The organism is Paenibacillus arenilitoris, assembly GCF_014705655.1.
GTDB classification, from domain to species: Bacteria; Bacillota; Bacilli; order Paenibacillales; family Paenibacillaceae; genus Pristimantibacillus; species Pristimantibacillus arenilitoris.
Window position 1 is genome coordinate 95,935 of the sequence record NZ_JACXIY010000029.1, and the last position, 17,530, is coordinate 113,464.

Annotated in this window: 15 protein-coding genes; 3 read left to right on the top strand and 12 right to left on the bottom strand. The window is 59.6% G+C overall.

Features of this window, described 5'->3' with window-relative positions; translation table 11 throughout:
- Positions 1–231 precede the first annotated feature (231 nt).
- The 3 genes from IDH41_RS22660 to IDH41_RS22670 are packed head-to-tail and all read right to left on the bottom strand — an operon-like array spanning position 232 to position 1,592.
- Entirely contained in the window at positions 232–633 is a 402-nt protein-coding gene (locus IDH41_RS22660) for a DUF6220 domain-containing protein (protein WP_190865150.1), read from the bottom strand.
- Positions 626–1,123: a DUF6022 family protein gene (locus IDH41_RS22665; protein ID WP_190865152.1), complete on the bottom strand. Its 498-nt coding sequence runs from the start codon at positions 1,121–1,123 to the stop codon at positions 626–628. The genes IDH41_RS22660 and IDH41_RS22665 overlap by 8 nt, the downstream gene beginning before the upstream one ends.
- 34 nt (positions 1,124–1,157) lie before the next feature.
- Positions 1,158–1,592, bottom strand: a complete 435-nt coding sequence (locus IDH41_RS22670; protein WP_190865153.1) for a DUF6526 family protein — start codon at positions 1,590–1,592, stop codon at positions 1,158–1,160.
- A 173-nt stretch (positions 1,593–1,765) separates the two neighbouring features.
- Here IDH41_RS22670 and IDH41_RS22675 point away from each other — a divergent pair, with 173 nt between their 5' ends.
- Positions 1,766–2,365: a TetR/AcrR family transcriptional regulator gene (locus IDH41_RS22675; RefSeq protein ID WP_190865155.1), complete on the top strand. Its 600-nt coding sequence runs from the start codon at positions 1,766–1,768 to the stop codon at positions 2,363–2,365.
- A gap of 4 nt (positions 2,366–2,369) precedes the next feature.
- Here IDH41_RS22675 and IDH41_RS22680 read toward each other — a convergent pair whose 3' ends face one another.
- The 8 genes from IDH41_RS22680 to IDH41_RS22715 form a co-directional block, all read right to left on the bottom strand.
- Positions 2,370–2,888, bottom strand: coding sequence for a cupin domain-containing protein (locus tag IDH41_RS22680; RefSeq protein ID WP_190865157.1), 519 nt, complete (start codon positions 2,886–2,888; stop codon positions 2,370–2,372).
- 14 nt (positions 2,889–2,902) lie between these two features.
- On the bottom strand, positions 2,903–3,793 hold the full coding sequence (locus IDH41_RS32020; RefSeq protein WP_317890802.1) for a type 2 periplasmic-binding domain-containing protein: 891 nt from the start codon (positions 3,791–3,793) through the stop codon (positions 2,903–2,905).
- 785 nt (positions 3,794–4,578) lie between these two features.
- On the bottom strand, positions 4,579–6,885 hold the full coding sequence (locus tag IDH41_RS22690) for a helix-turn-helix domain-containing protein (RefSeq protein ID WP_190865159.1): 2,307 nt from the start codon (positions 6,883–6,885) through the stop codon (positions 4,579–4,581).
- A gap of 150 nt (positions 6,886–7,035) precedes the next feature.
- Entirely contained in the window at positions 7,036–9,381 is a 2,346-nt protein-coding gene (locus tag IDH41_RS22695) for a glycoside hydrolase family 95 protein (protein ID WP_190865160.1), read from the bottom strand.
- A gap of 106 nt (positions 9,382–9,487) precedes the next feature.
- Entirely contained in the window at positions 9,488–10,393 is a 906-nt protein-coding gene (locus IDH41_RS22700) for a fumarylacetoacetate hydrolase family protein (RefSeq protein ID WP_190865162.1), read from the bottom strand.
- A gap of 30 nt (positions 10,394–10,423) precedes the next feature.
- The gene (locus IDH41_RS22705) at positions 10,424–11,197 is read right to left on the bottom strand and encodes an SDR family NAD(P)-dependent oxidoreductase (RefSeq protein WP_190865164.1); all 774 of its coding nucleotides are present in this window, start codon (positions 11,195–11,197) and stop codon (positions 10,424–10,426) included.
- Between the two features lie 24 nt (positions 11,198–11,221).
- Positions 11,222–12,319, bottom strand: a complete 1,098-nt coding sequence (locus IDH41_RS22710; RefSeq protein WP_190865166.1) for a mandelate racemase/muconate lactonizing enzyme family protein — start codon at positions 12,317–12,319, stop codon at positions 11,222–11,224.
- 21 nt (positions 12,320–12,340) lie between these two features.
- Entirely contained in the window at positions 12,341–13,120 is a 780-nt protein-coding gene (locus tag IDH41_RS22715) for an SDR family NAD(P)-dependent oxidoreductase (protein WP_190865168.1), read from the bottom strand.
- Between the two features lie 211 nt (positions 13,121–13,331).
- Here IDH41_RS22715 and IDH41_RS22720 point away from each other — a divergent pair, with 211 nt between their 5' ends.
- Both IDH41_RS22720 and hflX read left to right on the top strand, forming a co-directional pair.
- Positions 13,332–14,195: an AraC family transcriptional regulator gene (locus tag IDH41_RS22720; protein WP_190865170.1), complete on the top strand. Its 864-nt coding sequence runs from the start codon at positions 13,332–13,334 to the stop codon at positions 14,193–14,195.
- A 310-nt stretch (positions 14,196–14,505) separates the two neighbouring features.
- Positions 14,506–15,771 carry a GTPase HflX gene (gene hflX / locus IDH41_RS22725; RefSeq protein WP_190865185.1) on the top strand — a complete coding sequence of 422 codons (1,266 nt, stop codon included), beginning with the start codon at positions 14,506–14,508 and terminating at the stop codon, positions 15,769–15,771.
- Between the two features lie 573 nt (positions 15,772–16,344).
- On the opposite strand, the gene IDH41_RS22730 is transcribed toward hflX, so the two are convergent.
- Positions 16,345–17,235, bottom strand: coding sequence for an AraC family transcriptional regulator (locus IDH41_RS22730; protein ID WP_190865172.1), 891 nt, complete (start codon positions 17,233–17,235; stop codon positions 16,345–16,347).
- Positions 17,236–17,530 lie beyond the last annotated feature (295 nt).

Genomic DNA, 17,530 nt, shown 5'->3' on the forward strand with positions numbered 1-17,530 from the left:
CCTGCACATTCGCAGGCATTTCGTCCGGCCGCCTCATCGATGGCGCAAAGGCTGCACAAACGCAGGCTTTGCGCATGGCTTGCTTGAAAATGGAAAAAGGAGCGTCCATCCGTCATCCGGCGATGACTTGCAGGACACTCCTTATCTTAGCGCGAAGCCTATCTTCGCTTTCGTTTCCGGCTATGCGAGGTTGCCGGCCGCCGAATGGCGGCCCCCCCGATTCCGAAACGGTCAGATGGCCGACGCCGGAGACTTCACGCTTTTGGAAGAAGAACGAAGAATGACCGTGCTGCCCCAAAATAACAGCAAAGCGATAACGGGATGCAGCGCGGATAGCGCTCCGATTCTGGACGACAGTATGGCCGTGATAAACATGCCAAGGATCATGCCGAATAATCCGATGCTTCTCCAAATAACTTTTTTAGGCATGCGAGCGATCCAAGCCAACAATGCCATTAACAGAGGGAGAAACGAAAAGTATCTTGCAAAGCTTGCATGGCTGGCCCAGCTGTCCGAATCGACGAATAAAGCCATGCCGGCGATAAGCACCTGGACCGCGATAGAAGCCGTGAACAGCCAAGCGAACGCGACGTAAGCGATGCGCGCAAGGCGGACAGACGTTTTGTCAGGCATGGGTACCGTTCCTCCATCCTTTCGAATGACCGCTATCCGGATCGAAGCCGATCAAAGCTTCGGCGATCTTGTCGGGATCGGTTTCGGGTATCGCATAGACGCGCGGCGGTCCGGGAACGCGCAGGCGGGTATGGTCGTGAAACACCCGCGACACGAGCGTGCCTACCGCCTCGCCGTTCATGTGGATCACGCTCCAGAACCGTCTCTCCCTCTCTTCCCACGGTCCCCAGTGCTCCTGCGACTGAGGAAACAGGCCGGGCATGACCGGCCGCGGCGTGAAGCCCGCGTCATAAATTTCCGATTCCAACGGCTTGAAGAGCTTCAGGCAAAAAAAGCCATAGGCCGAATCTCCTCCCCTTGCATAAATCCGCTCGATCTCCTCCAAGTTCCTCTCCCACACCTGCCGCCAATGATTCTCGATATATTGCTCCGCATAACCGGCCAGCATGTTCATCGTCGTCTCTTTGAACGTCTCCTTCAATTGGCTCATTTCGCCCGCCTCCTTGGTCTCTTCCTCCGGATGTTTACACACGATTGTGATCGGCTTTCCACGTTTTGATGGACCGTTTGATCTCATCGGGCGGCGTATTCTCGCCTGCCGCCTTCTCGCTCAGAACGACGAACTCCTCGTCGGATGCGAACCGCAGCGCGATAATTTGGCCCATCGTCAGACGCGGATCGAGCAGCTTGCCCGTCAGCGCGAAGTGACGCAGATTTTCCTCCGCCCGGATCGCGCGATCCTGCGCCATGCAGCCGAACCGCCGCGCGAAGACCATCGTCATGGCCGCCATAAGCGACAGCGAGACGAGAATCAGCGAACCGAACAACGTCATCCCGCTTGCGCCGGCCATAACGAGATAGACGATCGCCGCAATAAACGTGATCAAGGCGAGAGGCATCAGAAAAAAATGGAATGCGGGAATTAGCCTTGCGTGATTGCCGTAATTTTGCTGTTTCATTTCTCGAATTCTCCCTTCGACTTTCAAATTCTTGAGTGAGCGCACACTCAAATTAGGACACATGTATGCCCCGCATGCGAGGGTCGCCCTCGCTTGACTTTGAGTGAGCGCACACTCATAATATGACTATAACGAGCATTTTATTCCGTGTCAACAGAGCGAGGAGCAAAAAAATGGATTTGAAAACAAGAATCGCCGAAGCCGCCGAACAAGTCATTCGCGCCAACGGGCTCGCCAAAACGACGACCAAGGAGATCGCCCGGATCGCGGGCTGCTCCGAAGGATCTCTCTATAATCATTTTAAGAGCAAGGAGGACTTGTTTCTTTACGTGCTCAGAGGACAGCTGACCAATTTGATGGGAGCGCTGACCGCGCTCCGGGAGCTTGCCGGCCAAGGGACCGTGCGGGGCAACCTGGAGAAGGTCGCGCTGGCGGCCGTGGCGGATTATTACCAGTCCATGTCCTTTATTTGTTCCGTAATCTCGGAACGGGATCTCCTGAACCGCCACCGGGAAGGCTTCGCGGCGAGGAACGAAGGTCCTCACCGGGCGAACGAAACCTTGGAGGCGTACTTGTCGGAAGAAAAGCTTCTGGGCCGAGTCCATGAATCGATCTCGCCTCGGGCCGCGGCCGATTTATTGCTCGGAAGCTGCTTTCAGCATGCCTTCCAATTGCGGTTTCTGGGCAGAGAGGAATCGGAAGAACAACGGAGCCGGTTCGTTAAGCATACATTGGACGCGTTATTTGAAGGATTGCAAGCCAGGGAAGCTTGACGAATCAAACCCGGTAACCGAGCCGGTCGGCCAGCCGTGCGAGCCCGCCCAGGAATACGTCCTGCACGAACTTCGGAGGGCCCTGAATATATCCGTCCATCGTGCTCCAGGCGGCGGCGAGCCAGAGCGGATTGGACGGAATCCCTTTTTCGTTCAGCTTGCCCTCCCGCTCCAGCTTGTGGATGAGCTCGAACATTTGCCAGTGCCGTCCCGGAGGACGGACTTCGTGAAGGGCGATCAGCAGATGGTCGCTGACGTTCCAGAACCGGTGAACCTGCCTCGGACGGATGGTCGCCTCTCCCCCTTGCTCCACGATCGTTTCTTCGCCGTCGATCACGAAGCGCATCCGCCCCTCCTTGATCGTAAATTTCTCCTGGAGCTCCGGATGCCAATGCGGACCGTTCATCGCCCCTTGACGCACGACTCGATGCTCCACCAATAAATACGGGCCCTTGGCGTCCGAGCCGCTGTCCAGCAACGTGACGGTCCGGCCGTCGGGATGTACGAGGGTTCGTTCGCTCATGCGCAGCGCCTCCTTTATTTCCTCTTATAATCATTATACGCCTGCTGCATTAACGCCACGTAGCGGTCGCACTGCAGCTGCTTCAGCCCTTCGACGTAGCCGTCCCAATCCTCGTTCAAATCCAGGTTGCCGGTAATGAACTGCAGCGTGCTTTGGTCGATATAGTTTTTGAGATTCGTCTGGAGCATCGCCGCCTCGTCGGCTTCTTCGGGAGCGATCCATACCGCCCAGAACGGAAACACCTCAGACGGCTCATGCCCTTCGTAGAGGAGCGTCGCTTCGTACAGCCTGCGCTCGTATCCGGTATCCGAGAAAATATCCTTAGCCGCCACCCAGCTGTCGCGGTATTCCCTCGGCATGTAAAAATGCGCCATCCCGCTCCAGCCGGAGTTCCGCCCGTACGTGCCTTCCTCGTTCGGAATGGCCGCGTACTTCGGCTCTACCCCTTCGCCAAGCGCGATTTCGCCGGCTTCCGGCTTTCTCCAGCCCGTCCCTTCCAGTCCCGACTGCGCGATCGTCTGCCCGTCCGGCGTATAGATGTAGTCGACCATCCGAATAAGCGCGATCCGCTCTTCCTTCGTCGCTTTGTTCGTGATGACGAATTTCGCCCCCGGGCTGACGCCGCTCCCGGCGAACGTCGCATAAGCGCCATGCGGCCCCGCCAGCGGCGGGAGCGGCGCGTAATCCGCGCTGCGGCTGCCGAAGACGAAAATATCCGGGTGCATCGCGGCGGCCGCGCCGAGTATGTCCGCGCCGGCGTTTTCGCCGATTTTCCGGAAAGCCTCGGCGTTCTGCGTGAACGCGCCCGAATCGATGAGCCCTTTGTCGTACAGCGACTTGATGTAGGCAAGCCCCTCCTTCCATTCCGGCTTGTCGACGACCGTATCGAGCTTCCCGTCCGCCATTCTGGAGATAAGTGCGGTCGTCGTGGTAGATGAAGCCGTTCATCAGGTAAGGAACGACGCGAACGCCGAAGTTTTCGATCGAGCCGCTGAGCGGCACCTCGTCCGGCATTCCGTTCCCGTTCGGATCGCCGTTCTTGAACGCTTCGAGCGTTTGCTTGAACTGCTCCGTCGTTGCCGGCGGCTCCAGGCTAAGCCGCTTCAGCCACTTCGCGTTGACCCACATCTTGTTCGGATAGGAGCAATGGAAGCAATCCGAATAACCGGCCAGGCCGTAGACGTTGCCGTCCGGCGCCGTGTTAATCGCCCTTAGCGCCGGATTACGCTCCATTGCCGCCTTAATGTTCGGCGCATATTGCTCGATAAGCCCGTTTAACGGGACAATGACCCCCTCCTTGCCGTATTTCAATAAATCCGCCTGCGAGAACTGATCGATATAAGAGGTTAACCAGTATGCGTCGGGATAATCGCCGCCGGCCAGCGAGATTTGCCTCTTCTCCTTGGCGCCTTCCCCCGTCACGAGCTCCCAGTCGAACGCGACGCCGAATTGCTCCTCCAGCCGCTTCGTGAACGTATTCGTCATAAGATCGATGCCCGTCTCCTGCTGGGCGAATACGCGGATCGCCAGCGGCGCGGCGGCTTCGCCCGACTCGGCTTCTCCTGCTGGCGAAGCTGTCCCCGCGGAATGCGCGCATCCCGCCAGCAGCAGGGCGCCTGCCGCAATGGCCGCGAATGAGCGTGCTATGCTTTTGTTCAAATCCGATCCCCCCTTGATGCCGGCCTTCGCCTCATATTTTGATGGACTGCCGGTACGAGCTCGGCGCGATGCCCATCACCCGCTTGAACGCCCGGCGGAACGAATGCGCGCTGTTATAGCCGACGCGTTCGGCGATTTCGTCCACCGTGCACGCGTTCGTCTTCAACAATTCGGAGGCCCGCTCGATCCTGACCTTCTCCAAATAGTCCGATATATTCGTATCCGTTACCTCCTTGAACAATTGGGAAATGTATTTCTCGGGCCGCTCCGCCTTCTCCGCGATCCGGTACAGCGTCAGCTCCGCGTCCCCGTACGATTCGGCAATGAACCGCTTGATTTCCTCGACGATCTGGATATGGGCGTGGCTCTTCTTGCTGGCGATGACGCCGCATAACGAATCGACGATCGCGATAATTTCCTCCTGGATGACCGCGGCCGGATTCGACGCCTGCACGCCGACGATCTGATTTTTGAGCGCGTGAAGCAGCTCCGAGCCCAGGAACGCCTTCTGGTCGAGCAGCTTGAGCAGCGTGCCCTTCAGCTCGCCGACCAGCTGCTGCTTCATCTCGATCGACAGCTGGCGGTTCTCCGTGTTTTTCTCGATGACCGACTGTACCATCCTTCTTGCTTCGTCCCGGTCGCCCGCCCGGATCGTGCCGATCAGGCGCTGCTCGATGTCGAGCGGATAATAGTACGTGGCAGTCTCCGGCTTCGCGTCCCCGAACCATACGATGCTCTGCTTGCTGTCGTACTCGGCAAAATCCATCGTCCGCTTCGCCTGCTCGAACGAATGGCTTGCCTCGGGCAGCGAGAGGAAGGGCTCGCCGAAGGAAGCCGTCAGATGAATTTTGTATTCCCGGTACGCAAGCTGGATCAGCTTCTCGAACGTTTCCGTGATGTTCTCCCGCTCCCGCTCCGACTCGAAACCGCCTTCCTCCGCGCAGGCCGTGCAGATCGCCACGATCCGGTCCGATCCGAGATCCGTCATCCAGAGCCCGCTGCCGAGCTCGGCGAGCATCTGCTTCACGATCAGCCGCGCGGCCGTCATCTCGTTCAGAATTTCGACGCTGTCCATGCCGGAGTAGCCGTTAATTTGCAATACGCCGACGAATCCTTGCTGCGATTGGAATCGAGCGTCCGCCTGCGCGGCGGCCGCGGCAAGCTCCTCCGCCGCCCGGAATTCGCCCGCGATCAGTCGCTTCAGGAAGCCATCCCGGACGAGCGGAAGCTGCCGGTTGAGCTCATCCTCCAGCTGCCGGTTGCTTGATATGATGCTCGAAATATTCCCCTGCAGGAAGTCGAATTCGTTCCGGCCCGTTACGCCTTCCTTGCCGAAATGCTCCTTCATGACGCCAAGCAGGCGGTTGATCGGCGCGCTGTTCCGGTAAGCGAGCAGCAAGCCGGTGAGCAAGCCGAGCAGGAGGGCGACGCCGGTCACGAGCCACGTTATCGTTTTGATTTGATTCGCGTTCTCCATCAGGACGTGACGGGGAATGCCGGCCTGATAAATCCAACCGTTCTTATCCGATCGGATCGTAATGACGAGGTCGTCGTTGTAGAACTGGCTTACTTTGGCCGGGTCGAAGCTTTCGTCCGCGCTTAACCGGCGCGCCTCCTCTTCGCCGATGCCCTGCAGGCTGACGGTGTTTCCCTCCGCGTCGCTAATGTGGGCCCAGCCGCCGTACCGCTCCTCGAGGCCGGAGAGCAGGCTCGAAATGTTTTCCTCGTCGATGATGACGACGACCGTCGCCGGCGACGGTCCGCTGAAGCTGTCCAGCGGAAGCGACTGCATGTACGTCACGACCGAGGTTTGCTTCGTTTTGTTGGTGTAAGCGCGGAGCGGCATAATTTCGCTTCGATGGGTCCGATCCAGCACCGCGCTCTTCCATTCCTCCAACGTTAGATCGCTGTACCGGAAATTTTGATAATAATGCTCCGGCCGGAAATAGGCGGAGCCCTGCGACAGAATAACGTCGTAATTGGTTAAGTAGATAAAATAATTTTGCAGGAAGTCGTTCGTCTGGCTGAAGGGCATCACCTGCCTCATTACGCTCCAGATGCCGTACACGTTGTCCCGGTCGCCTCTCTTCTTCTCGTTCATCAGCGTATTCAAATCCGGATTCAACGCCAGCTGCCTCGTAAAGCCTTCGACCTCCGCCATTCTTCTCTCCAAAATTTCTTTGCTGCGCTCCAGCTGCGTGACGCCGTTCTCGATCGAGACGGACTGCGTGACCTCGATGGACGTACGGTAAGACACGAAGCCGGCAATGCTCGGTATGACCAGTATGATAAGGTAAGATACGAGGAACTTGCGAAAGATGGTGGAATGCTTCGGCACGGATTCGCCCCCCTTTACATATAAAGCGCTTACATATTAAATGCGGCAGACCCTATATTCTCTCGAAAACCGCTTGTTTATCTATCGTAACCGATTCATGCGAAAAGACAACTGCCAATCGTTAGATTCGCAGTTGTCTTCATGAAATCTTTAAAGGTTCGACGCTTCTTCCGCTTGCTTGGCCGCGGCTTGCCGAACCGCAAGCTGCCCGTCGATCGCATAGACCCGGCCGGGCGCAAGATCCAGCGGCACCGTCCTCTCCCCGAAGCGTACGGTCGTCCGGCCCGCGGCATGCGCCTTGATCGTCGCGCCGGTCAGCTTGCCGTCCTCCCACGCCGCGTCCACTTCGACGCCGCCTTTGGCCCGCAGCCCCTTGAACGAGCCTGCCCGCCATGCGTCCGGAAGCGCGGGGAGCAAATGAAGCTCGCCGGCATGGCTCTGCAGCAGCATGTCCGCGACCGCCGCGGCTCCGCCGAAATTGCCGTCGACGACGAAGATGTTCGTCTCCGCCCCGGCGACGCCCGGCTTGGAATACGTCAGCAGGTTGTCGAAGCACAGGTCGCCGATCAGGTGGACGATATGCTTAACCGCCTGATTGCCGTCATGCAGCCTCGAGAAGCCGACCGCGAACAGCGCCGCCGTAAATTCGATATCCTCGAGATCGTCGGTCGTCATCCGGTTGTACAACGTCGTCCGGACCGCCTCGCTCAGCTCGGGCGTATCCTTCGGCGTAATCTGGCTGCCCGGATACAAGCCGACCAGATGGGCCAGATGGCGGTGCTCCGGCTGCGCCTCACCGTAATCCTCCAGCCACTCCTGCAGCTGTCCCCTCTTGCCGATCCTTAGCGGCGGCAGCAGCGCGATCGCCCGGCGCAGCCGCTCTTGCAGCTCCTCATCCAGCTGCAGCCGCCCGGCCGCCTCCAGGCAGAAGACGAACAAATCCCGCACGAGTATCTGGTCCATTGTCGAACCCATCGACAGCTGCTGCGCCCCATCCGCCGGGTCGCCCGGGTAGAAGCTGTTCTCCGGCGAATTGGACGGCCCCGTCACGAGCCAGCCATGTCGCGGATGAACGGTCATGTAGTCGAGGAAGAACAGCGCCGACTCCTTCAGCACCGGATAAGCCTGCTCCCTCAGGAACGCCTCGTCCAGGCCGTACTCGTAATGCTCCTTCATGTGGAGGGCGATCATCAGGCCGCCCGTCACGTTGAGCCCCCAAGACGTGCCCCAGCCGGGAGCCGCGAAGCCCCATGCGTTGGAGAATACATGCGCGACCCAGCCCTCGCAGCCGTAGAAATCCTCGGCCGCCATCCGGCCCGCCTCGGCCAGCCGCCCGATATAGTTCATGAGCGGGACGTGGCATTCGGCCAGGTTGCCGATCTCCGTCGGGTAATAGTTCATCTGCGTATTAATGTCCAAATGGTAGTCGCAGCTCCAGGCCATCGCGTTCGCTTCGCCGTCGTTCCAGAGGCCCTGCAGGTGAAGCGGCAGCGGCGAATCCTCGCGCGATCCGGCGATCGTCAAGTAGCGTCCGTATTGGTAGAAGAGCGCGATCAGCCCCGGATCGTCCGTCTCGCCCGCCCGGAACCGCTTCATCCGCTCGTCCGTCGGAAGTCCGCCCTGGTTCGTACGGCCGAGGTCGAGGCTGACTCTGGTGTACAAGGCGCGGTAGTCGGCGATATGCTCTTCCCTCAGGCGCTCGTATCCTTTCGCGACGGCCGCTTCGATCTGCCTGCCGCTCTCTTCGGCCCAGTCTCCGTCCGTCCTGCCGTAGTTGGTATTGACCGCAAAATAAAGATAAGCCTCGTCCGCGTCCTTGACGACGATTTCGTCCTCCGAGCTATCGAACGATCCGCCCCGGATGACGACCTTGATCCCGCCTTGGCACGACACCCCGCAAGTCCCGTCGCTGTGCACGTCTTCCGTCGCCCGGCCTTGGAAGACGATCGTATCGCCGTTCCTGACGGCGGCGGAGAAGACGGGCGTGCGCCCTTCCGCGCGCAGCGAGAACGAGAGGCCGCCCGCCGGACCGCCCGCGATCCGCGCGGCGACGATGCCGTCCGCGTGCGAGGCGAACGTCTCCCGCGTCACCGCCTGGCCGCCGCTCTTGTAGGATACGGCCGCGACGGCCGTCTCCAGGTCCAGCTCGCGGACGAGCTCCTCGCCTTCGTGGCCGAATCGCAGCCGCACGTCGCACAGCGACAGGTTCGTGCCGAAGTTCCCCTTCTTCGGCTCGAGCCACTGCTTCGCGAGCTTGTCGCCACCGGCGTAATCGCCGCCGAAGAAGCGCTCCCTCATAAGCGCCAGCTTCCCCTTCGGGTCCTCCTGTCCCGGCGTCCGCTCCGGCTTGCCCGACCAGTACGTCACCTCCGTCATGCACCATGTCTCTTGCCCGATGCCGCCGTGCATGACGGCGCCGATCCTGCCGTTGCCGATCGGCAGCCCCTGCGTCCAGCCGGCTGCGGGCCGCGCGTACCAAAGCTTCGTATCCTTCAACGTCTACCATCCTTTACCGTCGTTTAATTGCAATAGCCTTCTACCCTTCTTTAATCGCGCATATCAAAACATTAGCCGCTTTAAATAACACGTAGGAGACGATTTTTTAAGCTTCGCTTACCATCCGGTTCGTCAAGCTTCCCAGCTTCTCGATCTCGATCGTCACGACGTCGCCCGGCTTCAGGTATACCCGTTTCTCCTCGGGATAGCCGAGAACGACGCCTTCCGGCGTTCCCGTCAGGATGATGTCGCCCGGCACGAGCGTCATATGCTGCGAAATGTAGCTGACGATCTCGTCGCAGCGGAAGATCATGTCCGACGTGTTGGAATGCTGGCGCACTTCCCCGTTCACCACGCATTTCACTTCCAGATCGTTCGGATCGCCGACCTCGTCGGCCGTGACCAGATACGGCCCGAGCGGGCTGAAGCCGTCGCAGGATTTGCCGAGCAGCCACTGCGCCGTTCTCATCTGCAGGTCGCGCGCGGACAGATCGTTCACGCTGCAGTAGCCGAACACATGCCCCGGCGCGTCCTCCTTGCTAACGTACTTCGCCGTCTTCCCGATGACGATAACGAGCTCCGCCTCGTAATCGACCTGCGAAGATACCCGCTCGGGCAGCGGGACGTCCTGGCCGTGCCCCGTCAGCGTATTATTGAACTTATTGAACAAAATCGGGTACTGCGGAATCGGCGCGTTCGTCTCGAGCGCGTGCTTCCGGTAGTTGAGGCCGACGCAGATGATTTTGTTCGGCCTCGTCACGCAAGGGCCGAACGTTACGTCCTCCTCGCGCAGGAGCAGATCGCCCGCATACGCTTCCGACCGAATCAAACGGTCCACGTAACCGCTTACCGTCGCTACCGCCTTCTCCCCTCCGGCGATGACGTCCATCACGTCCGACGGCACGTCCCCGTCCGGCAGTCTGCCGAGCGCCGCCGAGAGATCGAGGATCCCCTCCTCCAGCTTCACCCCGAGTTTCATTTGTCCGTTGTCGTCCATCGTTACCAGCTTCATAATCGCATACCGCCCTTTCGTAATCGTCAGTTATGCATCCTTGCCGAACACGACGCCGCCGTCGACATACAGGGGGGAGCCCATCATGAACGAGGATTCGTCCGATGCAAGGAACAGCACCGCGCTCGCCACATCCCCGGGCCTGCCCAGATTTCCGCTAAGCTGCCTCGTCTTGATCGCCGCGATCGCGGCCTCCGGGTCCTCGTACGAGGCTTGCAAATACTGCTCGACGAACGGCGTCATAATCGTGCCCGGCAGTACCGCATTCACTCTAATATTATACTTTGCGTAGTCGACCTGCATCGATTTTGTGAGCGCCAGCACGGCGCCCTTCGTCGCCGAATAGGAAGCCCGCCGCGCGAGGCCGATCTCCGCGATGCAGGAGGACATGTTGATGACCGTGCCCGACCGGCGCTCCATCATATGGGGAAGCACATGCTTCGAGGGGAGGAATACGCCGCGCAGATTGACGGCAATGACGCGGTCCCACGCTTCGGGCTCGATCTCGTGGATCGCGCCTACCCCGCTGATGCCGGCGTTGTTGAACAAAATATCGATCCTCGCGTACGTTTTCAGCGCCTCGTCGACCATCGCCCACACCGAGGCGGAGTCCGTCACGTCGGCATGGATGTAGAGGGCGATTCCTCCCGCATCCGCAATGCGCCGAACCGTTTCCTTCCCCTTCGCTTCGTCGATGTCGTTCACGATGACCGAAGCGCCCTCCCGGGCGAACAATTCGGCCGTCGTCTGTCCGATCCCGGAGCCCGCTCCGGTAATGAGGGCCACCTTATCCCGCAATCTCATCGATCGTCCCTCCCCTTTCGTCCGCTACCTGACGCGGTACTCGTCAAAATATTTCGGAAGGATCTCCGTCGACGCGCCCGGCATTTCCGGGAGCACGTAATGCCCGTTCTTCACGGTGGCCGGCTCGACGAAGATCGTGCGGATCCACGGGATATACTCCAGCATGACCGCGCCCGGCGTCGCCGCCACCAGATGCTGATGGATTTGGCCCATGTCGCCGACATGCGGACAGATCGGCACGTCGTACGAGGCGGCAAGCCCCGCGACCTGCAGCCATTCCGTAACGCCCGCCACCCGCGTGACGTCGACCTGGCAGTACTCGACCGCGCCCTGATGGATGTAATCGCGGAACGCGTATTTCGAGTAGACGTGCTCGCCGAGCGCGATCGGCACATTCAGCGCGTCGGCCAGCTTCTTGTGGCCGAGAATATCGTCCGGATTAAGCGGCTCCTCCAGCCAGAACAGATCGAATTCCTCCAGCTTCCTGCCCCAGGTCATCGCCGTATTGATATTCCACTGCTGGTTCACGTCGATCATGAAAATGACATCGTCGCCGATCGCCTCGCGGACCGCCTTCACCCGGTCGTAATCCTCGCGCGGATCCGGCTTGCCGACCTTGATCTTCACGCCCGCGAAGCCCTGCCCGACGATGTCCGTCACGTCCTTCAGCAGCCGCTCCTTCGACCAGTTCAGCCAGCCGCCGTTCGTGTTATACGCCTTGATTCCTTTGCTTTTGTGCCCGCCGAGGTACTGCCACAGCGGCTTGTTCGACGCCTTCGCCATAATGTCCCACAGCGCGATGTCCACCGCGGCGAGCGCCATATGTGTCACGCCCGCCCGGCCGATCCAGTGCATCTTGCCGAAGCGCAGACTGTCCCAAATTTCCTTCACCATAAAAGGATCCTTGCCGATCAGCTCCGGCGCGTAATACCGGTCGATCGTATCCGCGATCATATCGTCGCCGTGCGCGCACGTTCCGGTGTAGCCGTAGCCGACGTACCCTTCGTCGGTGAAGATGCGGACGCCCGGAAGGCCCCAGTGCGTCGCCGCGTTGATCGCGTCGGTAATCGGCGGATCGATCGGCACGTGCAGCACGAATGATTCGACTTTCGTAATTTTCATCGTAAGCTCTCCTTAGGTCAGTTAATAGCCGAGCGATGCGCCGCCTTCGACGGGAAGGGCGACTCCGGTCACGAATGCCGCCTGTTCCGACGCGAGGAACAGCACCGCCTGCGCCACCTCCTCCGAGGCGGCCGGACGGCCGAGCGGATGCATGTCGTTCAGCGCTTGAACGGTCGCCGCGGGGTCGGGCTGCCCGCGCGTCCACGCCTCCAGCAGCGGCGTCATGACGCCCGCCGGGCATACGCAGTTCACCCGCACGCCGTCCGGCGCGTAGTCGAGCGCGAGCGACTTGCTCATTGCGATAATCCCGCCCTTGGAGGCAGCATAGACGGGATTGTTCCGCTGGCCGACGAGCCCGTTCAGCGAAGCCATGTTGACGATCGCGCCCTTCGAGAGGCGAAGCAGCGGCAACGCATGCTTGATCATCAGATAGACGCCCTTCAAATTGACCGCCAGCACGCGGTCGAAATCCGGCTCGCCCGTCTCCTCCAGCGGCTTCGGATGGATGACCGCCGCATTGTTGAACAGCACGTCGAGCCGTCCGAACGTATGCCGCGTCCGCTCGATAAGTGCCGCGGCGTCCCGTTCGCGCGAGACGTCCGTCCGTACCGCGATCGCCCGCGGCCAACCGTTCGGACCCGGGCCGGCGGCATTCAGCTCCGCGGCGACCCGATCGCCGTCCTCCCCGTTCCTGTCGGCAATGACGACGGACGCCCCTTCGGCGGCGAACAGACGCGCGCTCGTCTCGCCGATGCCCGATCCGCCGCCCGTAACGACGACGACCTTCTCCTTGAATCTCATCGATCGCGCCTCCTGCGCCCGCTCTTCGGCAACGCTTACATCGCCGCTTCGCGTGTTGTTAATTTATCCGTAATCGTACCGGGCGGTCTTCCGCCGTTGCTTACGATATTGTATCATCGATGTAGAAATCCGTATTTGATCAGACATCCATCAAGTTGACGATTCATCCGCTTATTTTCACATTGCGCATTGCGCGGAGGGAGGCCCCGTTATGACCAAATTAAGCGAAATGACGCCCTACGTCGGCGACTCGATGCCTTACCGGTACGACGGCAGCTCGAACGAGAAGCTGCGCGTCTGCAGCGTATACGCCTTCCATCTGTTCACCGACGGGCCGGGCGAGATGGAAATTAACGGAAAGCGGTATCCGATCGACAACCGGACGATCATTTTTCTCCGCCCGGGCGAGCCGCACGCCTTCCACATCTCGGCCGAGCGGCCGCTGACGTCCTACAACCTGTACTGCGACTTGTGGGATCCGGAGGCGCCCGTCTCCGTTAACCGGACGTTTATTTACGCGCCGGAGCCGTTCCTGCTGCACGAGACGTCGCTGGCGCCGCCGTGCGAGGAGCTCGACGGCCTGCCGAGCGTCTTCTCGCTGCAGCCCTACCCCGAGCTGTTCGACGCGTTTCTGCGCCTTGCCCGGATTTTCAACGAGCTGCACCATTACCGGAACGAGGCAATGGGCAGCCTGCTGTACGCCTGGATCTTAAGCTGGTACAACACGATCCATACCCACCAGCCGACCGACTACCGGATCGTCCGGCTGCTCCACCATTTGAACGAGCACCCGGAGCGCGGCGAATCGGTGGAGAGCTGGTGGGCGTTCTGCGGGCTGAAGAGGACGTACTTCCACGAGCTGTTCCTGCGCGAGACCGGGCTAACGCCGCGAGCCTACCATCACAAATTGCTGATGCGCCGCGCCGCTCACCTGCTGCGGGAGAGCGATCTTACGGTGACGGCGATCGCCGAGCGGCTCGGCTACCCGTCCATTCATCCGTTCACGCGCCACTTCCGCGGCTATTACGGCGTCAGCCCGCGAAGCTACCGGCGGCATCCGCAAAATCTTTTATAAACGTTCCTTCCGTTGCCCCCGCCCGCCGAATATGCTACACTGTACCTAATTTCTTGGAACGGAGGGTTCAGTGTGATAGATTTTATCCGAGTTCGTCAATTGCGCGGCTAACAAGCCCATACGCATTTGCTCTGCCCGTGTGCGGAGGACTCAGGATAGGTCTGTCCATTGATGGAGATAACCCGATATATTCGTAAGGAAGCTTATTTCCTCGCGGATAATTTCTGATATCCTCTCACCTTCACTGTGGACACAGGCGGAATCCGTCTGTGTTTTTATTTTTTTCACCCCAGGAGGATGATCGAATATGATGGAACCCACTCAGCAAAAAGCGATAATCGTCGGCGTACAGCTGCAAACCGCGACCGACTTCGACTATTCCATGCAGGAGCTCCGCAATTTGGCGGCGGCCTGCTACATCGACGTGGTCGGCGAGCTCGGCCAGAAGGCGGCCCGCGTGAACCCGACCCACTACATCGGAACCGGCAAGCTGCAGGAGCTGCTTGCCCTCGCGGAGGCGCACGACGCCCGGACGATTATTTTCAACGACGAGCTGTCCCCTTCCCAAATCCGCAACCTGGAGGCTGCCCTCGAGCGCACGGTCATCGACCGGACGGTGCTCATTCTCGATATATTCGCCGAACGGGCCAAGACGAGAGAAGCCCAGCTGCAGGTCGAGGTCGCGCGGCTCCAGTACATGCTGCCCCGTCTCGTCGGCATGCGCGAATCGCTCGGACGGCAGGGCGGCGGGTCCGGCCTGAAGAACAGAGGCGCGGGCGAAACGAAGCTGGAGCTGGACCGCAGGCGGATCGAGGAGCGGATCACGGCGCTGCAGGCCGAGCTCGAGAAGCTCGTGGCGAGGCGCCAAATCCAGCGCAAGCAGCGGCGGAAGAACGAGGTGCCCGTCGTCTGTCTCGTCGGGTATACGAATACGGGCAAATCCAGCATGATGAACGCGCTGCTGGAGCATTACAACCCGGGGACGACGAAGCAGGTTTTTGCGCAGGATATGCTGTTCGCGACGCTGGAAACGTCGGTCAGAAGCATCGACCTTCCGGACAACAAAACGTTCCTGCTCACGGATACGGTCGGCTTCGTCAGCCAGCTTCCCCACCATCTCGTGAAGGCGTTCCGCTCGACGCTGGAGGAGGTGGCCGAGGCCGATCTGCTCGTCCATGTCGTCGATTACGCCCACGAGGATTACGGGCAGCTGATCGCCGTCACGAACGCGACGCTGAAGGAGCTCGGCGCCGGCGACATTCCGACGGTCTACGCCTACAACAAATGCGACCTGACCGATCACCCGTACCCTCTCGTCGAGGATAACAACGTCTATTTGTCCGTGAAGGAGAAGAACGGCCTTCAGGAGCTTACCGAGCTCATCCGCGGGCATATATTCGGCGACTTCATGGAATGCGAAATTCTCGTTCCGTTCAGCCAAGGCAGGCTGGTCGCTTACTTCAACGAGAACGCCCATGTGAAGGAAACGACGTACGAGCCGGAAGGAACCCGGCTGAGGCTGGAATGCAGGACGGCCGATTTCGAGCGGTACAAAGGCGACTTCATCGTATTGTAGAGCAGACGAAAACCGGCAGCCGGAGCCGTTCCGGAAGAAGACTTGCTCACATGATGGACGGTTCAAAAGAAATGGCGGTGCCGGGGTTCATCCCTTCACCGCCATTTCTGATTTTCGGTCCGTTGCCGCCCTTCATGAGCGGCTTATGAGTCATTTGCTTAAGCCGACGTAGCACCGCATGATCAGCTCCCGGGCAGCGTCTCATGCAGAAGCCTGCAAAATGTACAGGCTTTGCCCTCTCCGTGCGTACCAGGGAAGCAAATGCCTGCGAAAGTGCGTCTTTTTTGTTCGATAAGCCCAAAAAGAGGGCTCGCGTCCAGAAATGCCTGTACAGACGCAGGCATTCCGATTGGCTGCCACATCGACAGCCCAAAAGCTGCACAATCGCAGGCATTTAGCTTGGCTGCCCTTGCCGGTGCGCAGCCTTTTGGCAAGTAGTTCGCCGGTATCTCCATTTCACCAAGGCTCCGACAATTAGCGATGACGGATTGGCCAACATAACTATGGCTTGACAAACATTAGCTGGTTTTTGGACAGCCCCGCCTTGCTTCCGGTTTCCTCTTAGCCGGCGGATTAATACGCTTCGAATGCGGGCTTCTTCCGCACCGGAATCCAAATCTCGCTCCGGAACGTCGGCGACGTCACGTCCTTGTGCTCGTTCCAAAGGATTTCCGGCCCTTCCGCCGCTTCGTAGCCCGAGGACGGGAACCATTCGGCATAAATGCGGCCCCACACGTTCTGGAGCGTGTCCGGGAACGGCCCTACCGCTTCGAACACGGCCCAGGCCGAAGGCGCGACCGCAAGGCTCGCCAGATGCTCCGGACACGCCTTCGTCGTTGCGGCGCCGATATAATGGTCGAGACCGCCCTTCTCCTCCATCCGGCCTTCCGAGAAGTTCGCCGACGCGCTGATCAAGCCTTGCGGCTCGATGTTCGACAAGCCTTTCAGCTCGCGGATCGACTCCTCGTTCAGGCTGCTCCACATGGCGGCAATTTCCGGATTAACGCCGTTAAACACGATCGGCACCCGCTTCATCAAGCCGACGATGCGGAACGCTTCCTTCTCGACGATGCGATAATTCATTTCGTTTCCTCCCTTAATGGTTAATTGGAAGGTCATGCGCGGATACGCTTTAAGCGGACGTTCCGGATCGCGGGCTTCCGACGGCGTTGCGCCATGCAGGCTTTGAAAAGCCCGGGTGAACGCGTCGGCCGAGCCGTAGCCGTATTTGACGGCGATGTCGACGATCCTCTCGGCGCCTTGCCGGAGATCGAAGGCCGCCAGCGTGAGCCGCCTGCGGCGCACGTACTCCGAGACGGGGACACCCGCCAGGTAAGAGAACATTCGCTTGAAATGGTACTCTGAGCAATAGGCCCTTCTGGCCGCTTCCCTATAATCGATCTCATCCGCAAGATGGTCCTCGATATAGCTTAAAGCGTCGTTCCATTCCTTGAGCAAGCCCACGGTATAACCCTCCTCCCACCAGTAGAATAACAAATGCGAATCGCCCCGGTCCGACTTTTCATGCCCTATTATGCAGCATCGGGCCCCGTTCGTAAATCGGCTGCCGGCACGTTGCATGCGCTTGGCAAGCACCAGCGGCTTGCGGCCGGGCTTTACGCGTTTTAAGCGAGTGGCTTGTAAATAAAAAAAACTACGACGGCACAATTAAATAACAGGATTTTCCTGCGCTTTGTCGAATACATAAGAGATAAGAATTTTACGGGAGTTGTCCTCTTATGCTATCGAAAAATCGTCT

Excerpts from the sequence above, each read along its gene's own strand:
- hflX (WP_190865185.1), top strand. The coding sequence starts at position 14,506 with ATGGAACCCACTCAGCAAAAAGCGATAATCGTCGGCGTACAGCTGCAA.
- IDH41_RS22700 (WP_190865162.1), bottom strand. The coding sequence starts at position 10,393 with ATGAAGCTGGTAACGATGGACGACAACGGACAAATGAAACTCGGGGTG.
- IDH41_RS22665 (WP_190865152.1), bottom strand. The coding sequence starts at position 1,123 with ATGAGCCAATTGAAGGAGACGTTCAAAGAGACGACGATGAACATGCTG.
- IDH41_RS22680 (WP_190865157.1), bottom strand. The coding sequence starts at position 2,888 with ATGAGCGAACGAACCCTCGTACATCCCGACGGCCGGACCGTCACGTTG.
- IDH41_RS22675 (WP_190865155.1), top strand. The coding sequence starts at position 1,766 with ATGGATTTGAAAACAAGAATCGCCGAAGCCGCCGAACAAGTCATTCGC.
- IDH41_RS22660 (WP_190865150.1), bottom strand. The coding sequence starts at position 633 with ATGCCTGACAAAACGTCTGTCCGCCTTGCGCGCATCGCTTACGTCGCG.
- IDH41_RS32020 (WP_317890802.1), bottom strand. The coding sequence starts at position 3,793 with ATGGCGGACGGGAAGCTCGATACGGTCGTCGACAAGCCGGAATGGAAG.
- IDH41_RS22670 (WP_190865153.1), bottom strand. The coding sequence starts at position 1,592 with ATGAAACAGCAAAATTACGGCAATCACGCAAGGCTAATTCCCGCATTC.
- IDH41_RS22710 (WP_190865166.1), bottom strand. The coding sequence starts at position 12,319 with ATGAAAATTACGAAAGTCGAATCATTCGTGCTGCACGTGCCGATCGAT.
- IDH41_RS22705 (WP_190865164.1), bottom strand. The coding sequence starts at position 11,197 with ATGAGATTGCGGGATAAGGTGGCCCTCATTACCGGAGCGGGCTCCGGG.
- IDH41_RS22720 (WP_190865170.1), top strand. The coding sequence starts at position 13,332 with ATGACCAAATTAAGCGAAATGACGCCCTACGTCGGCGACTCGATGCCT.
- IDH41_RS22715 (WP_190865168.1), bottom strand. The coding sequence starts at position 13,120 with ATGAGATTCAAGGAGAAGGTCGTCGTCGTTACGGGCGGCGGATCGGGC.